Consider the following 17,455-nt stretch of genomic DNA (forward strand, 5'->3'; position numbering starts at 1 on the left):
TGAAGAGGCGCGCGGTGTTCTTATGTTATCGCAGGCTCCGGAGATAATTGGCCCGATCGAACGGGTTCGCGCCCAACCGGGGCCGGGAAGGCTGCGTGCCTGCGATCGGCGCGTAGTGATCGAAGCTGTTTTCGAGCACGCCGGCGCCGCTGGTGAGCCCCGGCAACTGCCGCTGGACGCCCTGGACGTTGGCCGATGCGATCGTTCCGGCAAGCCGGGCGACGCCGCCTTCGATGATCGAATCCGTCGTCGACGCGCCTGACTTGGCGAGCAGCGTGTGAATGGCCGTCAGGACGGACGCGGGCGCTTCAAGGCGGAAGCTGTCGATCGGCTCGCAGACGACCGTTCCGGCCGAAGACAACGCCTCGGCGAGCACCAGCGGCGTCAGCCGGCGAAAATCGACGGCGGTGCTGGCCGGCGAGGTCTGGCGCGCCGCTGTCATGGCGACGTGGCAATCGATCACCTGCCAGCCGAAGAGCCCGGCCTTCAGCGTTTCGGCAACGGCCTCTTCGACCGCCCGGTAAAAGCTCGCAGGCATCTGGCCGACATCCACTTCGAGGGCAAAACTGTTGGCCGCTGCCGCCGGCCGCGGTTCGATCCTGAGGCCGACGGTCGCAAGGAAGGGGTTCGGCTCGCGGAAGATGATCTCGATGCCGGTTCCGGTGCCAAGGGGCCGTTCGACGCAGATGACCGTGCTTTCCTCGAAATGCGCCTCCAGCCCGAAATCGGCCGACAGGGTGGCCTCGATCACCTCCTTCTGCACCTCGCCATAGAGCGAAACGAACATCTCGCTGGCATCGTCGCTGGTGCGCAGGTTGATGAACGGGTCCTGTTCGGCCAGTTGCTGAAGGGCAAGCCACAGCGCCGTGTTGTCCGAAGGGCGCCTCGGCCGCACGAGGGTTTCGAGCGTCGGCGGGGCGAAGTGAAACGCTCCGGCACGCCTTCCGTCGACGCCGACCCAATCACCGATGCGGGCATGGGCAAGCCCGCCCACCTTGGCGATGCGGCCGGCTGTCACCTGGTCCACCTTTTCCAGCCGACCCTGGTCGAAGAGCTGGATGCTGGTCACCTTCGCCGCGCCGCCGGAAAGGACGAGATAGTCGCGCGTGGCGACAGTGCCGGACGTCAGGTTGAGAAAGGCGAGCTTTTCACCGCCCCAGCCGCGCTCGATCTTGAAGATCCGGCCTTCGACCGGTGCATCCGGGGCGGGCGCCTTCGTCGGCAACAGCGTCTCGATCGCGGTGATCAGGCCCGGCACGCCGACGCCGGTCATGGCGATGCCGCAATAGACCGGGTGCAGAAGGCCTTCGGCAAGCTGCGTCGCCAAGGCCTTCCGCAGCCGCTCGACAGTCAGACGCTCCGGTGCCAGTACATAATCGTCGAGCAAGGCTTCATCATTGGCGGCAAGCGCCTCCGAAAGTGCCGAAAAATGCGGTTCCTGCGCAAAGTCGTTCGGCTCGGCTCTCGCGTGTCGGCTGCCGGCCTCGACCGCCGCCGACATGATGACGGGGCGGACCGAGAGTTGGCTGGCGATCTCTTCGACCACTTCGGCGGGACGCGCCCCCAAGCGATCGATCTTGTTGACGAAGAACAGGAAGGGGACGCCGAGGCGGCGCAAGGCGCGCACCAGCACGCGGGTCTGCGCCTGCACGCCTTCCACCGCCGAGACGACCACGACGGCGGCATCGAGCGATTGCAGCACCCGCTCGACCTCGGCGATGAAGTCCGGATGCCCGGGGGTGTCGATGAGGTTTACGACCAGATCGCCAAGCCTGAACGACACGACGGAGGCGGCAATGGTGATGCCACGCTGCCGTTCGAGTTCAAGGCTGTCGGTCTGGGTATTGCCGCTATCGACGCTGCCGAGCCTGTCGATCGCGCCGGTGTCAAAAAGGAGTCTTTCCGTAAGGCTAGTCTTGCCTGCATCCACGTGGGCGAGGATGCCCAGATTCAATGTGCGCATATCCCATCAGCTTCTCAAAAATTCGGATCTGGGTTTCTTGAGAAGTGACTCGGCGCATCGGGGCCTCCAGACTTGAGCTTCTTGCGGATCGCGCAACCCACGGCAGGCGAGGGTGCTCGTGAAATCTAAGGACGCCACAGGAAGGGCGTCAAGCGCCGCCTGACAACTCCGACGCGGTGTTGCAGATTTGCTGGTGTGGTCGGGGCCGTCGAAAAATGGCGACGCTCCCGCTTCGGGCGGTCACGCGAGGACAGGCCGAACACAATGTCTGGTCGTACTTATTAGTATATGCTAACTTCCTCCCGCCAAAGAAAAAGGGGGAGGCAAACATGGACATGACCCGTCGCGCCGTCGCATTGGGCGGCGCCGGCCTGCTTGCATCAGCATCGTTCTTACCTGCGAACGCGCTGGAATCGCCGCTTTTCGATCCGGTCGAGGCTGCCGATGATTTCTGGCTGGCGGTGGAAGCCTATATCTACGGCTATCCGCTGGTGACGACGGAAATGACCCGCCGGGTGGTGACCAATGTGGCCAAGCCCGAAGGCAGCAAGGGGCCGATGGGCCACGTCATCAAGCTGCGTGAATATCCGAACGCATCCTTCAAGGATGTCACCGCGCCGAATGCCGATACGCTGTACACGACAGCCTTCGTCGATGTGGGCAAGGAGCCGTGGGTGCTGTCGATCCCCGACATGAAGGATCGCTTCTTCCTGTTTCCGATGCTCGACGGCTGGACGACGGTGTTTCAGGTGCCGGGCAAGCGCACGACCGGCGGCGGGGCGCAGGCCTATGCCATTACCGGGCCGGGCTGGCAGGGCAGCCTTCCCGACGGCGTGACCGAATACAAATCGTCAACCGGCATCGTCTGGATCCTCGGGCGCATCTATTGCGATGGCACGCCGGAGGACTATGCGGCGGTGCATGCACTTCAGGACGAGTGCAAGCTTTGTCCGCTCAGCGTCTATGGCAAGGACTGGACGCCGCCGGTCGGCAAGGTCGATCCGTCGATCGACATGAAGACGGCGGTGCGCGAGCAGGTCAATCGCATGGATGCGGTCGAATATTTCACGCTTCTTTGCGAGTTGATGAAGACCAATCCGCCGACGGCGGCGGATGGCGAGGCGATCGCCAAATTTGCTGAAATCGGCATCGTGCCGGGCCAGGACTTCGACAAGAGCAAGCTCGATGCCGCCTTCGTCTCGCGCATCCCCGTCATGGCGTTCCATCGCATCATGCTGCACTTCAAGTTCAGCGATGGTGACATCCAGAACGTCAACGGCTGGGGCTTCACCACCAAGACCGGTATCTACGGCACCAACTATCTGCAGCGGGCGCTGATCACGGCGATCGGGCTTGGCGCCAATCGTCCGCAGGATGCGATCTATCCGACGTCGCTGAAGTCCAGGGACGGCCTGGTTTCCCGCGCCTATCACGGCTCCAACAAATACCTCGTCACCTTCCCCAAGGGGCAATTGCCGCCGGTGCGCGGCTTCTGGTCGATCACCATGTACGACGAGAACTATTTCTTCGTCGACAATCCGCTCAACCGCTATTCGATCAGCGCGCGCGTCAGCCCCAAGGCCAATGCCGACGGTTCGACGGAGATCTACATCCAGAATGAATCACCCGGCAAGGACAAGGAAAACAACTGGTTGCCGGCGCCGAAGGGCAAGTTCATCCTGATGATGCGGCTCTATTGGCCCGACGACAGCCCGCCTTCCATTCTCGACGGGTCGTGGCTCATCCCGCCGGTGAAGAAGGCGGGATGACAGAGGCGAAAGAGTCCCTGCGTCTTCGCGTGAAGGCGCAGGGCGTGGCGATCAGGCGGCGGCTCAGCGCTTCGGCAGCACGAGATCGCCGACCGTATAGATGTGAAACTCGCTGCGGGAGACTTCGTCCAGCTTGCGGAACTTCTCCGCGAACACCGGATCGGAGAAGAACTCATCGACATTTCCGGTGCCCTGGATCGCCTCGACATTGACGACGGTCTCGCCGTCGGTGCTCTTCGACAGCGTGCTCCACAGAAAACCTTCCTTCCGTTCGGCAACGTAGTGCACGACGTCCTGGATGACGGCGAAGGCTTCTTCCTGCTTGCCGGGATGGGCGTGGATGACGTTGACGACGAAGGTCGTCGGAACGGGGGACGCCGTGAAAGTGGGGGTAGGGATCGTTGTCATGCTTCTCTCCATTTAAACGCCGCGGCGTATCGACCGCGACGGCACCTGGATATCGGGAGAGAAATAGCGGATAAACGAGCGCGTATTCTCATCACTTCGGAAAAAGATTCCGTAATCGGTGCGCGATGGACAAGCTCGGAACGCTCAGCATTTTCATTCAGGTGGCAGAGGCGGGCAGCTTCGTGGCCGCCGGGCATCGCCTAGGGCTTTCAGGTTCGGCCGTCGGCAAGGCGATCGCGCGGCTCGAAGACGAGATGGGCGTGCGCCTCTTCAACCGGTCGACGAGAAGCATGGCGCTGACCGAGGACGGCAGCTTCTTTCTCGACACCTGCCGCCGCATCCAGTCCGAATTCGAAACGGCCCAGGCGCAACTGTCACGCTCGCATGCGACGCCGCGCGGGCAATTGCGCGTCAGCCTGCCGCTCGCCGGCATGCTGCTGATGCCGACCATATCGGACTTCATGCGCGCCTATCCGCTGATCAATCTTGATCTCGATTTCACCGATCGGCTGGTCGATGTGATCGAGGAGGGCTTCGATGCGGTCATCCGCACCGGCGACGTGAAGGATACACGCCTGATGAGCCGCAAGCTCGGGACGTTCCGGCACCGGATCGTCGCTTCGCCGGAATATCTCGCGGCTCATGGGCGGCCGGAGGTGCCGGAGGACCTGCTTGGGCACCGCTGCCTTCATCACCGCTACGCCAATTCCGGCCGCCTCGAACCCTGGCCACTCGTTCGTGACGGGCGTGAGGTGAAGCTGGACCTGCCTGTGACCACGGTGGCGAGTACGCTTGACCCCTTGATCTTTCTTGCGGAGCGCTCCTTCGGCATCACCTGCCTGCCGCCCTTTGCCGTGTCGCCTGAACTGGCGGAAGGCAAGCTGGTCTCGCTGCTGGAAGATTACCTTCGCGAAACCGGCACGTTCCGCGTGCTTTGGCCGACCAATCGCTATCTTTCGCCAAAGGTGCGTGCCTTCGTCGATTTCATGGCGGAGAACCTGTTTGCCGCGTGACGGCCGGGCGGTACGGAACGTTCCCCCGGCGTCGATCCAGCCGTTGCTAAAGTGCTGCAAATGTCCGAAGCTTCGCTGACGCCATCGGGTCATGCGAGCCGGAGCAGATGCGCACCATGACAGACGCCTCTTCCATTCAGCCTGCCGCCAGCCATGACGCCCGCATCTGCCGGGGATGCTGGGACCAGATGCATGTGCCGATCCCGATCCGCGGGCCTTTGGCGCTGCCGTTCCGTGCCTTCGGTATTACCCGCAGCAAGATGAACCCGAACATCTGTACGATCTGCGAGCGCTCCTTCCGTTACGTGAAGAAGCAGAGTCACGTCGCGGCAAGTGCCACAATCCTGTTTGCCGACATCCGCGGATTCACGCATCTTTCGGAGCGGATCGAGCGGGTGCGCTTGAGCCAGATCGTCAGCCTGTTCCAGGATCGCTGCGCCCAGGCGATCTGGGCGCATGACGGCATCGTCAACAAGCAGATGGGCGACGGGCTGATGGCGATCTTCAACTTTCCGATCATCCGGAAAGACCATGCGCAAGCGGCGATCATGGCAGCACGCGATATCCAGCGTCTCTGCGCCGATGCACTCGGCCGCCTCGACCTCGACGACCTCGGCGAACGGCCGCTCGGCGTGGGCGTCGGCATTCATTCGGGCGAGGTCGAGATCGGCGAGTTCTCGACATTCCGCAGCGATTTCACCGCGATCGGCGGCACGGTCAACCTGGCCTCGAGGCTCGAATCCCAGGCCGAGGCGGGCGAGATTCTGCTTTCCCCGGAGACGGCCGCTCAGGCGGCAACGCTGACGGCGGGCGCCGGCACGCGGCTGCTGGTCCTGAAAGGCATCGAACAGCCGGTCAAGGCGAGGGTGCTCGCAAAGCAAGGCTGAGGCTTAGTCGAGCGGCCTGACGTCGGTGACGACGAGGCCCCATTTTCCGCCGCGGCCGCTGACCACCACTCGATCTCGCGGCCAAAGACGGTCTCGAAGTTCGGCAGAGTAGCCGCAGAGCTTATCTGCCGGAAACGGCGCCTCGATGAGTTCGATGGCGTTCCAGCACCGTCTGGAACGGTCCGTCGAGGCGACGGTGTAGATGTGTTCGACCAGCGATCAATGCGCCCGCCATCGGTGCGCCCATCTTTACAACGATGTATCCCATCCCGAAACCCAGGAATGGCACGATGGCGATAAACAAGGCTGTCTTTGGATCGGCGTACGCGTAGTGATGGGTATCCGGGCTGGTGGCGACCGCCCAGAGAAGCAATGCAGCGCCGACAGCGCCGCCGATCAAAGCGGCTATCCGGCTCAAGGCCATCCACTCGGGCGAGGGAATATAGAGGTATCCGACGAACGCGCCGAACATGGGGAGCGAGAAGAGCACCAGGCAGGATCCGAGAGCATGGCGCGCAAGTTTGGTGAAGAGTGATCGTTTCGCGCGCTCAGGTGCGTCCATCGGATGTTCCGGGCAGGTGGTTCAGAGCGGAGGGTGATAACCGTGCGATTGCGGACACTTGCCAAGGCCGTTCCTTACCACTCGGTGTTCACATCTATAGGCCGCGTTCGGTTGCGCTTCAAGGGAGGTGCAACGTATGATTACTTCATACCCAAGGCGCTGACCGTTCGTCTGTACGGCCCCTCTAGAACCACAGATCGCGCACGCAGCGGCCGTCCGGTGCCAGGTCCTCGAAGGTATCGAAGCCGTCGAAATGGTCGATTGGGAGATGGGCGACCCGGTCCAGCGCGGCCAGTCTGACATTGACGGCGATGCGCCGGCGGCCTCGTGCGTCGAGGTTGAGGCTGCGCCAGGCGACGACGCCGGCGCAGGTCGGGCAGAAGAGGATTTCGAGCGTCGGGTCCTTCTCGTCGGCGCGGGTATAGGCGGTGAGTTCGCCGCTGACTGCGATGCGCTCGCCTTCGTAGTCATAGGCCCAAAGCGTGCCGTAGCGGTGGCAGAGCGTGCAGTTGCAGGCGGTGATCGGGCCGGGGTCGCCTTTGAGCGTCCACTTCGCATTGCCGCAGTGACATGAGCCGTCAAGCATGAGCCGCTCCCGCTATTGTACCGAGGCGGCATAGTGCCCCGATGGCGGGATGTCCGCAATCGGGGCCGGATATCAATCTCGCTCGCGCTTGTGCGCCAAGACAGCGTCGATGAAGGGAGCCTTCGAGGCGAGGTACTCGCCGATGCCATGCTGGTTCGTGGCTTCGAGGTGCAGCTTCAGCGCCTGATAGCGGGCGCTGAGGTCCGGATCCTGCCGCAGAAGATCGCGAAACCGCAGCATTCTTGCAATCTGCCAATGTCCTGACCGGCACACATGGACCTTGTGGGTTCGAACGCCATTGACGTCGCGCCGATGGAAGTGGTGGTCCTGCGAAAGGTCCGTGCCGCGAACATATCCAAGCGATTTCATACGCTCCGTCACATCGCCCACGTCGCGATGCTCGGACACCTCGACCAGAAGGTCGATTTCCGGCTTCGCGGCGAGACCGGGGACGGCGGTGCTGCCGACATGGTGGATCGTGACGAGCGCATTTGCGAATACGCTGCGGATGCGCTGCTGCTCGGAGAGAAACAAATCGGGCCATCGCGGATCATAGACTGAAATCTGGCTGGTCAGCGGCACGGCGGCTTGCTCCGGGTTCTTGACGGTGGTGTCATGGTAGCACCCGGAACGAATTCATGGACCTTCCCCCGCCTGGACGGAGGAAGGTTGTTTGGTCGGATCGTGCCACCGCCTAGTTGCGGTCGAGCCGCATGACCTTTTCATCGCCGAGGACCATGCCGGTCTCGCGGAAACCGAAGCGGTGGTAGAGGGCGTGGGCGCGGGTGTTTTCCGGGTAGACGCCGAGATAGATGTCGCCGCATTCAGGGATCTTGGCCATGTGGTCCAGGAGGGCTGCGAGCGCCTTGGCGCCATAGCCCTTGCCCTGGTGGCGGGCATCGATCATCAGTCGGTAGATCCAGTGGTTGCCGTCATCGGGGTCGAGCGCATACATGGCGAAACCCACCGGCGCCCCTTCGGCCATCACGGCAAAACCGACGCATTCGGGGCGTTCGCCGAGTTCTTCGAGAGATTCGTCGTTGCTGGCGATGAAATCCATCTGGTTTTCGTGAACGTCGAGCCTTCGGATGACATCGGCATCGACGGTATCGACGGGCAGGAGTGTAATCGTCATTCGGTCCTCGTGGTCGACGCTGTGGCCTGGGCGGCAGTCTCTGTCTAATCCCGTCTGCGGTCACCTTCTCCCCGCGGGGCGAGCGGGGAGAAGGGACCTTGCAGCGCTCTCGGCGTCCACATCCTGCGCCTGGGCGCGAGCGGTTCCCTCTGCGGGGCGGGCAGGGGAACCGAAGGGTAGGCGGAGCCGGGCCGCTGCCGTTCCCTTTCCCGATCAGCGGGCGAGGGAGTTGGGGGCAAGGAACCGGAGGGACGGGGACACGCGTCCAGCCTGGCACGTCAATAACAATCTGATTTATACGTTTTCAGTTTCTGCCGTGCCGGCCGTGCCGCTCGAGGCGCCGAAATCCGGAAAGCGAGCCCTTCTCCAACGGGCGCATTACCGCAACATTGCGATGGCAAGAAAGAAACGGCCTTCGCGCCAGCCGCTCAGGTTTCCTCGACGATGCGTGGCTCTGCTTTGCCCGTCCATTCAAAGGTGATGGTGTGGCCCTGGCGGACGTTCTGGATGACCGAGGGGCGGAAGACGGCGAGGCACGTGCCCTCGGGATCACGGGCCGACGGATAGATCAGGCCGTTGCCGCCTTCGGCAAGAATGGTGGCGGCGAGCGCCTGGCCGGCGGGGTAGGCGACGGCGGTGTCGGGGGAGAGATAGGCGGCGTCCACTTCGCCGCGCACGTCATGGAAGCGGCAGGTGAAGCCGGCGATCAGTTCGCGGTAGCGACCGATGTCACGAAAGCTGCCGGCCTCGCGAAGCGCCCGGGTGCGGTGATAGACGATTTCCGCCTGGCAGGTCTGGAGTGCGCGCGGGCCGAAGGCACAGTACCAGGCGCCGCGCTCCTCGCCGTTGAAGCGGTTGCCTGGAGGCCGGGCATGGCAGAAGGCGGCATTGATCAGCGACCAGCCGTAGCCGAAGGTCTCGTTCAGGAGTTCGGCAGGATCGACGCCGATGGGCAGAGCGAGCGAACTCAGCCGCGCCGAGGTCATCGCCTCCAGCCGGTTGAGGATCTCGATCTCGTCGTCATCGTCGGCGAGCGGCTTGACCGCGGGCTCGTCGATATAGGCGGTCGAGATCAGCCGGACGGTTGCCGGCTCGTTGAAGTCGATTTCCGGCAGCGCGATCATAGGCCGCCGCGCAACCCGTCGAGATAGCGCCTGACCTTCATCATCACGGGAATGCCGCCCTCGATCATCAGGTCGACCGGCGAGCGGCCGGAAAACAGCGGGCCGGTGTTGACCGCCTTCGGCCATTGATAGGTAAGCGGCCCGTTGAAGAACAGCCGCAGGCCCTTGAAGATGCCGACGATCAGGCTCGCGCGCATGCGCTTGTCCTGGTCGAGCCTGCCCTTGAAGTCGCCGGCCTTCATGCGGTTCCAGGTGGCGATCGGCACGTCGAAGAGCTGGGCCGCCTCCCTATTGGTGAGATTCCAGAGGTCGCAGGCTTTCACCACCGCCTTTACGATCACAGCTTCTTCCTGCCGGGCGGGTGCGAAAGCCGGTTGTGCGAGGGCCATGAATGTCTCCTATGCGGTGACTGAGTGTATCATATGATATGAAATGGCGATGTTGGGCGGAAAGTCAAGGGGTGGCCGGCTGATGCCTGTTTGCACTGCCGAGCGAACGCGCCCGGCTCTGCCCCTCACCCTAACGCTCTGCCCGCCACGCGGGGAGAGGGGACATGGACGACGGGGCACCGTCACTCGGCGGCTGATCTCACAAACCCAAGGTAGACAAGGTTTCTGTGGGGGGAGCGGGTGACCACGTCGCCTTCTCGCCGTCGTGACGGGGGGAAGGTCCCGGCAGGGGATGAGGGGCAGCGCTTTTGCTGCAAAAGGGCCATCCTCAAACTTGTCGAGGCTCTCGCCGCTTGGATCGCCCTTCACCTGACGTGGCGCAGAGGTCGCCGCGCGCGTTGCGTCGCCACCCGCTGAGAGGGCGCGGTCTCCATCACGGCAATTCGATTTTACTCGGTTGGTGGCGGCCGATAGGCTCTTCGGCACAGTTGATGGGAGAGAGAGCCATGAAGCGCGCATTAGCAGCAATCGCATTCGCCTTGGCCTGTTCCGGCGCGGCCTATGCGCAGGACACCAGCATGAGTTTCTTCGTCACCAGCGTGAACCCCGGAAAGGGCGGCGATCTGGGCGGCCTCACCGGGGCGGACGCCTATTGCGATACGCTCGCCAAGGCAGCGGGGGCGACGGGCAAGAGCTGGAAGGCCTATCTTTCCACCGACGCGGAGAACGCCAAGGACCGGATCGGCGCAGGCCCCTGGTACAACGCCAAGGGCGAGAAGATCGCCGATGATGTCGCATCGCTCCACAGCGACAAGAACAACCTGACGAAGCAGACGGCGCTCAATGAAAAGGGCGAGGTGATCAACGGGCGCGGCGATACGCCCAACCGCCACGACATTCTGACGGGCTCGAAAGCCGATGGCACGGCGGCACCGGACACCTGCGGCAACTGGACGATGGGCGGCGCCGACGGCGCGGCGATCGTCGGCCACAGCGACCGCACCGGATTGAACGATTCCGCCGAGGCCAAATCCTGGAACTCTTCACACGCGACGCGGGGCGGCTGCACCGTCGAGGCCTTCAAGGGCACCGGCGGCGAGGGGCTGTTCTATTGCTTCGCTGCGAAATAGGGCGCTTTCAGCTTATCGTAACGCGCAAGGGACACGCCTTGGTTTCATCCTGACGGCCCGGACACTCGGCCCGGGTCGCAGGTCCGTTCCCACGTGCGTCAGACATGCGGCCCGAGCAACGACAGGTCGGCCTCGCCGAGCCTGTCCCTGGCGGTCCAGAGCTGGTGCCAGTAGGGGTAGATCACCGGCGGCAGGCTGACGGCGTCGAGCAGTTCGCGCTCCTCGTCGGAGAGCTTCAGATTTGCGGCCGCGAGGTTGTCTGAGAACTGCGCCTCGGTCCGCCCGCCGATGATGACGGACGTGACGCCCTTGCGGCCGATCAGCCAGGCGAGCGCAACTTGCGCCGGCGACACGCCGCGCTCGGCGGCGATGGCAACGAGCATGTCGACGATCTTCCAGAGCCGCTCCTCGTCGCGGATCGGCGGCTCCTTCCAGCCGGCAAGCTGGCGGGTGCCTTCCGGTGTCTCGTTTCGCCGGTGCTTGCCGGAGAGAAGTCCGCCGGCAAGCGGGCTCCAGACGAGCACGCCGAGCCCCTGGTCGATGGCGATCGGCATCAGCTCGTATTCAGCCTCGCGGGCCTCGAGCGTGTAGTGGATTTGCTGGCTGATGAAGCGCTGGCGGCCTTCGAGCGCGCTGACGCCGAGCGCCTTCATGATGTGCCAGCCGGAATAGTTGGAGCAGCCGATATAGCGGACCTTACCGCTGCGAACGAGGCTGTCGAGCGCCTCCATCGTTTCTTCGAGCGGTGTTAGGCCGTCCCATTCATGCACCTGGTAGAGATCGATGACGTCGGTGTTCAGTCGCTTCAGGCTCGCCTCGCAGGCGGCAATCACGTGCTGGCGCGAGAGCCCGCCGTCGTTCGGCCCCGGCCCCATCGAAAAGCGCGCCTTGGTGGCGACGAGCACACCGCCTTTGCGCTGACCGCCGAGGACCTCGCCGATGATCTCCTCGCAATGGCCGGTCGAATAGATGTCGGCCGTGTCGATCAGGTTGACGCCGGCATCGAGGCAGAGGTCGACATAGCGGCGCGCCTCCTTCAGCCCGACATTGCCGACCTCGGCGAACTTGCCGCGGCCGCCGATCGTCATTGTGCCCATGGTGATGACAGAGATTTTCAGGCCGGAACGGCCGAGCAGCCGGTATTCCATGGTCTCTGGTCCTTTGCTGGTGGGGAAACGGGAACGCAAGCTTCACCGGATGAAAGCCGAAGGCGACAGCGGCGGTCAAGTGGCGCTCAAAGAGGCCGCGTCCGCGGCGCGGGCCCAGTGTGCAGGCCTGCAACACTCTGCAATCGGATGTTGCGGTGGTTGCAGCTCCGGTTTCTTAGGGCTGGCTTGAACACGGCAAAATGTTATCGTTTCGTCGAGAGATTAAGGGGAATCACTGGATGAGCGTTGTAAAGCGTCTGTTGTCCGCATCGGCGATCGCTGCCGGTCTGGGTTGCATTGTTGCGCCCTTGACGGCGAATGCGGCCGAAAACGGTGCCGGCTTCTATCTGCTCGGCGCACGTGGCCCGATGGCCGGCCTTTTGGCGCCGCCCGGAACCTATTTCCAGAACGACACCTACTTCTATGTGGGCGAGCTCAAGGGCAACAAGCAGCTTCCGCTCGGTGGCGAGATCGTCGGCGAGGTCGATGCGACGCTGATCGGCATCTTCGGCACCGGGCTCTGGGTGATGCCCGAAGAAGTGCTCGGCGGCAATCTCGGCTTCACCGCGATCGTGCCCTTCGGGGGGCCGGATATCGACGCTACGCTTTCGGCGCCAAGGGCCGGTCGCTCGGCCTCGGTCAGCGATTCTATCTTCACTATCGGCGACCCTGTGTTGGGCGCGGTTCTCGGCTGGCACGAGGGCGATTTCCACTGGACGGCGAACGCCTCGGTCAACGTGCCGATCGGCGACTACCAGAAGGGGCAGCTCGCCAATCTCTCGTTCAACCGCTGGGCTGGCGACTTCACGCTCGCCGGCACTTGGTTCAATCCGGAAACGGGCTTCGACATCTCGGGCGCCGCGGGCTTCACCTTCAACGGCGAGAACCCGGCGACGGACTACCGCACAGGTACGGAATTCCACGCGGAATGGGCGGTGACCAAGCACTTCGGCCAGGAGTTCTCCGCCGGCGTTGCAGGCTACTTCTACCAGCAGGTGACCGGCGACAGTGGCGCCGGCGCAAGGCTCGGCCCGTTCAAGGGCCGTATTGCCGCGATCGGCGGCACCATGGGCTACAATTTCAAGATGGCCGAGACGCCGGTATCGCTGACGCTCAAGGTCTTCCAGGAATTTGGCGCCAAGAACCGGCCAGAAGGCACGGCCGGTTTCGTCACCATCGCCTTCCCGATCGGCACGCCGCCGGCCCAGGTGAAATAGGCTTGAGCTAAGCCTCGCATGCCCCGCCGGTGCCGTTTTCGACCGGCGGAGGCATGGATGACGCGTGACCTTCGTGCCGGTCTGGAAACGACCGATCGCGGCAGGGTTCGCGTGCGGCGACGTTGCTTTATCTCCCGATCGGCGCATACTGCCGCCTTCGCTGGGCAGGATGCGGCTCCGGCGGCTGTAAGATCGTTCGCGTTTTCGTCCCGATACGGGCGGTCGCGGAATGTCTCGGATGGCCAGGCCACAGGCGCTTCTCCTGCACGCAATGGACCGGATCGATCAGGCCTTCGCCGAGATCGGGTGTCCGTGCAACGGCGATTGGGCGGAAGCAAGTGCCACGCGTCACTTCCGCCGCAGCCGGCGGGCATTCGTAAGAGCGTCCGCCCTGAAAGGCGCAATTGGTTTCGACCCGCGGTTGGCGGCGTACGCGGATAGCGGCGCGCCGGCCCTTGGCAGCCAGGAGGTTTCAATGCAGGAGTTTGCACGCGAACCGGACGGCCCGATCGGCCCCGACGATCTTGATATGCTGCAACGCACCTTCGACCGGGTCTGCATCTGGTGCGACATCCCGCGCTACGGCAAACGTGCCGACCGGCTGGCCCGCCACATCACGGGCCAGTTCCGCAGGGGCATTGCCGACGAGCGGGTGCTGTTCGAAAACGCCATGTGGCTGGAGCAGCAGGGTGGTTCAACGCGGCATCGCGCCGACACTTGACGCCGGCGGCGCCTGAAGCACATCGCGATTTTCAGATTGAGTTGTCTATCGCAAACCGCTGCGCCCTTTTGCGCGACATTCTCTAGATCTCGAAGAACCGCTCCGGCATCAGGTTCCGGTAGGGGAACATATGGAAATACGGACGCGCCTCGGCGAGCACCCGGCGGACGGACGCGCGTTCGAGCAGTCGTTCGAAATAGACCGCAAGATGCGGATGCGTCTCATCGAAGGGCTCGACGATGCCGCCATAAAAGAGAGCCGGGGTGGCGGCGCAATCGGCAAGGCTGAACGTATCGCCCGCGGCAAATTCATGCGTGGCGAAGTGCGCGTCGGCCATGCCATAGGCCAAGCCAAGCGCGGCGCGGGCGTCGGCAACGCCGCGGTGGTCGTTTTCGCCCGGGCCCCGCAGCGTGTCAGTGACGATCTTCTGCATCGGCACGTGGATGTAGTTGTCGAAGAAGCGATCCCAGAGCCGGGCTTTCAGAGCCATGTCGGGGTCATCGGGGATCAGCCGCCGGCGTCCCGGATAATGGCGGTCGAGATATTCGATGATGATCGACGTCTCCGGCATCACCACGTCGCGAGCGCTGTCCGTCAAGACCGGCATCTTGCCGACGGGCCACAGCGCCGCGAAGCGGGCCGCTTCTTCCGGGTCGAGCAGGTCGACCAGGCTGCTTTTGAATGGGGTCTCGTTTTCGTAAAGCGCGATGAGCACCTTGTGGCAGAAGGAAGCGAGTGGATGCTGGTAAAGCGTGAGGGACATGCGCGTATTCTCCAGTGCGGAAGGGACGCTTGCGGATCGGTCGTCAGGTCTTTACGTGCCCGTTTATCGCAAAACCGGTCCTGTTTCGCAATCGGTTTTCGGGGTTCAGGGCCAAAAGATCGGGGCCCGTGGCGCAGAACGGCGGCAGCCGCGCCGGATACGCGCCGATTTTTTGGGGACGCCATGCTGATCGATTCCAAGCGGTTAGCGCCGGAAAAGGACGCGCACGCGTAAAGACTTGCCGCCATCGTGCCCGGCTACCATTGAAAGCGCAAAAGCTGCCCTAGAATTAATAGAACAAGGGCGTCGCAACGCTCGGCGCCCGTCGTCATCGCGACAGGGGAGGATTGCCGATGCGCTGCTTCACGGTACTTGGGCCCTCGCAGACCGGAAAGACCACGCTGGCAGACAAGCTGGCCGGTCTGGAGGGGGCCTCCAGAAAAGCTGCTTCACCCTACGGATTGAACCTCACGGAATTCGAATTTGGCGGCGAAGCCTGGTGCGCGCTCGACGCACCCGGCGGCACCGAGGCGCTGGGACACGCGCAGCACGCGCTGATCGCCAGCGACGCCTGCGTGCTCTGCGTTTCGCCGGTGCCGGAGGAGGCAGTGCTGGCCGCGCCCTATCTGAAGGCGATCGAGGCGTCGGGCACGCCCTGCATTCTCTTCATCAACCGCATGGACGAGCCGCAGGGGCGGCTGCGCGACGTGATCGCCGCGCTTCAGGATTATTCCGGCCACATGCTGCTCCTGCGCCAGGTGCCGATCCGCGAAGGCGACAAGATCGTCGGCACCTGCGACCTGATCTCCGAGCGCGCCTGGCGCTACCGCGAGGGACAGACCTCGGCGCTGATCGAAATCCCCGACACGGTGATGGATCGGGAAAAGGAGGCGCGGGCCGAGCTGCTCGAACATTTCTCTGAATTCGACGACTGGCTGCTCGAAGAGCTGATCGAGGACCGGGCGCCGGCCAACGACACGATCTATGCGATCTCCACGCGGCTCTTGAAGGAAAACCGCATCATCCCGGTGCTGGTGGGCGCTGCAAGCCACGCCAACGGCATTCTGCGGCTGATGAAGGCGCTGCGCCACGAGGCGCCTCAGGTCGACGCGCTTCGAAAGAGACTGGCTGAGGCCGGACCGATCGCCGAGACGGCGCTTTCGGCCGTCAGCTTCCACGCCTATCACAAGGCGAATGTCGGCAAGACAGTGCTGGTCAGGGCGCTGGCATCCGGTATCAAGCAGGGCGCGACGCTCGGCGGCGGCAGCCTCGGCTCGCTGCAGGACCCGGCGACCGGCAAGCCGCTGCCGAACGCCACGCCGGAGGCGGGCGCGATCTTTGCCGCTGTCAAGGCCGACCATCTGCCAGTGCCGGCGCTGCTTGCCGCCAGCAGCACCGCCGAGGCGCCGGACTGGACGCTGCCGCCGACGCCGATGCTGGTGCGCATATTGGTGCCCGACAGCGAGCGCGACGAGACCAAGCTCTCGGGCACGCTTGCCAAGCTCGCCGAGACCGACCGCGCACTCGCGGTCATGCAGGAGGAAGGCAGCGGCGCGCAGCTCGTCTGCGTGCAGGGACCGATGCACCTGCGCGACCTCTGCAAGACGCTCGCCGACGTCTTCCATGTCGGCGTCACCGACCGGCCGCCGAGCCCGACCTATCGCGAGACCGTGCTGAAACCCTCCGACGTGCACTACCGCCACCGCAAGCAGACGGGCGGTGCCGGGCAGTTCGCCGACGTCAAGCTCAGCGTGCACCCGAACGAGCGCGGTGCCGGCTTCTCTTTCGCCGAGACGGTGAAGGGCGGGGCGGTGCCGCGCAACTTCATCCCGGCGATCGAGGCCGGCGCGCGCGAAGCGATGGAGAAGGGGCCGCTCGGCTTTCAGGTGATCGATGTCGGCGTGACCTTGACGGACGGTCAGCACCATGCGGTCGACAGCAACGACTTCGCCTTCCGCGCGGCCGCCAAGATGGGCGTGCGCCAGGCGCTGTCGCAGGCCTCGGCGGTTCTGATGCAGCCGGTCATCCGCGTCGAGATCCACATCCCCTCGATCTATTCCGGCAGCCTGGTGCCGATCGTCTCCACCTACAAGGGCCAGGTGCTCGGCTTCGACCGTGACGAGACCGCCAAGGGCTGGGACATCTTTCGCGCCCTGGTGCCGGGATCGGCGCTCGACGATCTTGCCCGGACGCTAAGGGCCGCGACGCAAGGCATCGGCTACTTCTCCAAGAGCTTCGACCATTTCGAGGAGCTCTACGGCAAGGAGGCGGATGCGGTAATCCACGCGCATGGGACACAGCAGGCGGGGTGATCGTCTATGAGAGCAGCGGCTTGGCGCGATGCACCATGACCGCGCCGAGCAATTTTAGTCGCGCATCAACGTCGCTTCGGTGGCGAATTCATTGCCGCGCAATCACGGAGCGTATTTGTTGTCGCGATAGGTCTCGCCGATTCCCCGGACCGCCGACGGGCAAGGTCGAGTGCGCGGGTCGCCTTCCGTGAGGTTGCTTTCAAGGCCCCAACCCGGCATCGCCGTTCTGCGGATACAGTCTCCGACATCACGCTCTCTCGACTTCGTGTAGAGGCGGATCGGCGCGGTAGTCCGCGAGCAACCGTTGATCGGGCCTGGGGTTCGGCTG

The 17,455-nt window shown here is 63.9% G+C and carries 17 protein-coding genes; 7 read left to right on the forward strand and 10 right to left on the reverse strand.

Annotated elements, in window-relative coordinates; translation table 11 throughout:
* Positions 1–25: 25 nt before the first annotated feature.
* Positions 26–1,963, reverse strand: coding sequence for an elongation factor G (locus tag OVA00_RS26915; RefSeq protein ID WP_268089942.1), 1,938 nt, complete (start codon positions 1,961–1,963; stop codon positions 26–28).
* 329 nt (positions 1,964–2,292) lie between these two features.
* On the opposite strand from OVA00_RS26915, the gene OVA00_RS26920 reads away from it, so the two are divergent.
* Complete coding sequence (locus tag OVA00_RS26920) at positions 2,293–3,732, forward strand: DUF1254 domain-containing protein (RefSeq protein WP_268090375.1); 1,440 nt, start codon at positions 2,293–2,295, stop codon at positions 3,730–3,732.
* Positions 3,733–3,795: 63 nt separating this feature from the next.
* Here the strand turns inward: OVA00_RS26920 and OVA00_RS26925 are convergent, their stop codons facing one another.
* Entirely contained in the window at positions 3,796–4,140 is a 345-nt protein-coding gene (locus tag OVA00_RS26925) for an antibiotic biosynthesis monooxygenase (protein WP_162728764.1), read from the reverse strand.
* Positions 4,141–4,265: 125 nt separating this feature from the next.
* Between OVA00_RS26925 and OVA00_RS26930 the strand changes: the two genes are divergently transcribed.
* Together OVA00_RS26930 and OVA00_RS26935 are read left to right on the forward strand one after the other, a co-directional pair.
* The gene (locus tag OVA00_RS26930) at positions 4,266–5,153 is read left to right on the forward strand and encodes a LysR family transcriptional regulator (RefSeq protein ID WP_060583237.1); all 888 of its coding nucleotides are present in this window, start codon (positions 4,266–4,268) and stop codon (positions 5,151–5,153) included.
* A gap of 116 nt (positions 5,154–5,269) precedes the next feature.
* Positions 5,270–6,040, forward strand: a complete 771-nt coding sequence (locus OVA00_RS26935) for an adenylate/guanylate cyclase domain-containing protein (protein WP_268089943.1) — start codon at positions 5,270–5,272, stop codon at positions 6,038–6,040.
* 121 nt (positions 6,041–6,161) lie between these two features.
* Here the strand turns inward: OVA00_RS26935 and OVA00_RS26940 are convergent, their stop codons facing one another.
* The 6 genes from OVA00_RS26940 to OVA00_RS26965 form a co-directional block, all read right to left on the reverse strand.
* Positions 6,162–6,602: a hypothetical protein gene (locus OVA00_RS26940; RefSeq protein ID WP_268089944.1), complete on the reverse strand. Its 441-nt coding sequence runs from the start codon at positions 6,600–6,602 to the stop codon at positions 6,162–6,164.
* Between the two features lie 184 nt (positions 6,603–6,786).
* Positions 6,787–7,188: a GFA family protein gene (locus OVA00_RS26945; RefSeq protein ID WP_112984630.1), complete on the reverse strand. Its 402-nt coding sequence runs from the start codon at positions 7,186–7,188 to the stop codon at positions 6,787–6,789.
* 72 nt (positions 7,189–7,260) lie between these two features.
* Positions 7,261–7,770 (reverse strand): GrpB family protein, encoded by a 510-nt coding sequence (locus tag OVA00_RS26950; RefSeq protein WP_268089945.1) that lies wholly within the window; start codon positions 7,768–7,770, stop codon positions 7,261–7,263.
* Between the two features lie 112 nt (positions 7,771–7,882).
* Positions 7,883–8,323 carry a GNAT family N-acetyltransferase gene (locus tag OVA00_RS26955; protein WP_060516081.1) on the reverse strand — a complete coding sequence of 147 codons (441 nt, stop codon included), beginning with the start codon at positions 8,321–8,323 and terminating at the stop codon, positions 7,883–7,885.
* A gap of 428 nt (positions 8,324–8,751) precedes the next feature.
* Entirely contained in the window at positions 8,752–9,447 is a 696-nt protein-coding gene (locus tag OVA00_RS26960) for an RES family NAD+ phosphorylase (RefSeq protein ID WP_268089947.1), read from the reverse strand.
* On the reverse strand, positions 9,444–9,836 hold the full coding sequence (locus tag OVA00_RS26965) for an antitoxin Xre-like helix-turn-helix domain-containing protein (RefSeq protein WP_034793180.1): 393 nt from the start codon (positions 9,834–9,836) through the stop codon (positions 9,444–9,446). The genes OVA00_RS26960 and OVA00_RS26965 overlap by 4 nt, the downstream gene beginning before the upstream one ends.
* A gap of 506 nt (positions 9,837–10,342) precedes the next feature.
* On the opposite strand from OVA00_RS26965, the gene OVA00_RS26970 reads away from it, so the two are divergent.
* The gene (locus OVA00_RS26970) at positions 10,343–10,966 is read left to right on the forward strand and encodes a hypothetical protein (protein ID WP_060516083.1); all 624 of its coding nucleotides are present in this window, start codon (positions 10,343–10,345) and stop codon (positions 10,964–10,966) included.
* 98 nt (positions 10,967–11,064) lie between these two features.
* Here the strand turns inward: OVA00_RS26970 and OVA00_RS26975 are convergent, their stop codons facing one another.
* The gene (locus tag OVA00_RS26975; protein WP_268089950.1) at positions 11,065–12,114 is read right to left on the reverse strand and encodes an aldo/keto reductase; all 1,050 of its coding nucleotides are present in this window, start codon (positions 12,112–12,114) and stop codon (positions 11,065–11,067) included.
* 239 nt (positions 12,115–12,353) lie between these two features.
* Here OVA00_RS26975 and OVA00_RS26980 point away from each other — a divergent pair, with 239 nt between their 5' ends.
* Positions 12,354–13,331 carry a SphA family protein gene (locus OVA00_RS26980; protein ID WP_113553152.1) on the forward strand — a complete coding sequence of 326 codons (978 nt, stop codon included), beginning with the start codon at positions 12,354–12,356 and terminating at the stop codon, positions 13,329–13,331.
* 271 nt (positions 13,332–13,602) lie between these two features.
* Positions 13,603–14,052, forward strand: coding sequence for a hypothetical protein (locus OVA00_RS26985; RefSeq protein ID WP_268089951.1), 450 nt, complete (start codon positions 13,603–13,605; stop codon positions 14,050–14,052).
* A gap of 82 nt (positions 14,053–14,134) precedes the next feature.
* Here OVA00_RS26985 and OVA00_RS26990 read toward each other — a convergent pair whose 3' ends face one another.
* Positions 14,135–14,815 (reverse strand): glutathione S-transferase family protein, encoded by a 681-nt coding sequence (locus tag OVA00_RS26990; RefSeq protein ID WP_268089952.1) that lies wholly within the window; start codon positions 14,813–14,815, stop codon positions 14,135–14,137.
* A 353-nt stretch (positions 14,816–15,168) separates the two neighbouring features.
* On the opposite strand from OVA00_RS26990, the gene OVA00_RS26995 reads away from it, so the two are divergent.
* Complete coding sequence (locus OVA00_RS26995; protein ID WP_192438345.1) at positions 15,169–17,127, forward strand: elongation factor G; 1,959 nt, start codon at positions 15,169–15,171, stop codon at positions 17,125–17,127.
* Positions 17,128–17,455: the final 328 nt, after the last annotated feature.

The organism is Ensifer sp. SL37, assembly GCF_026672675.1.
Classification (GTDB): Bacteria; Pseudomonadota; Alphaproteobacteria; order Rhizobiales; family Rhizobiaceae; genus Ensifer; species Ensifer adhaerens.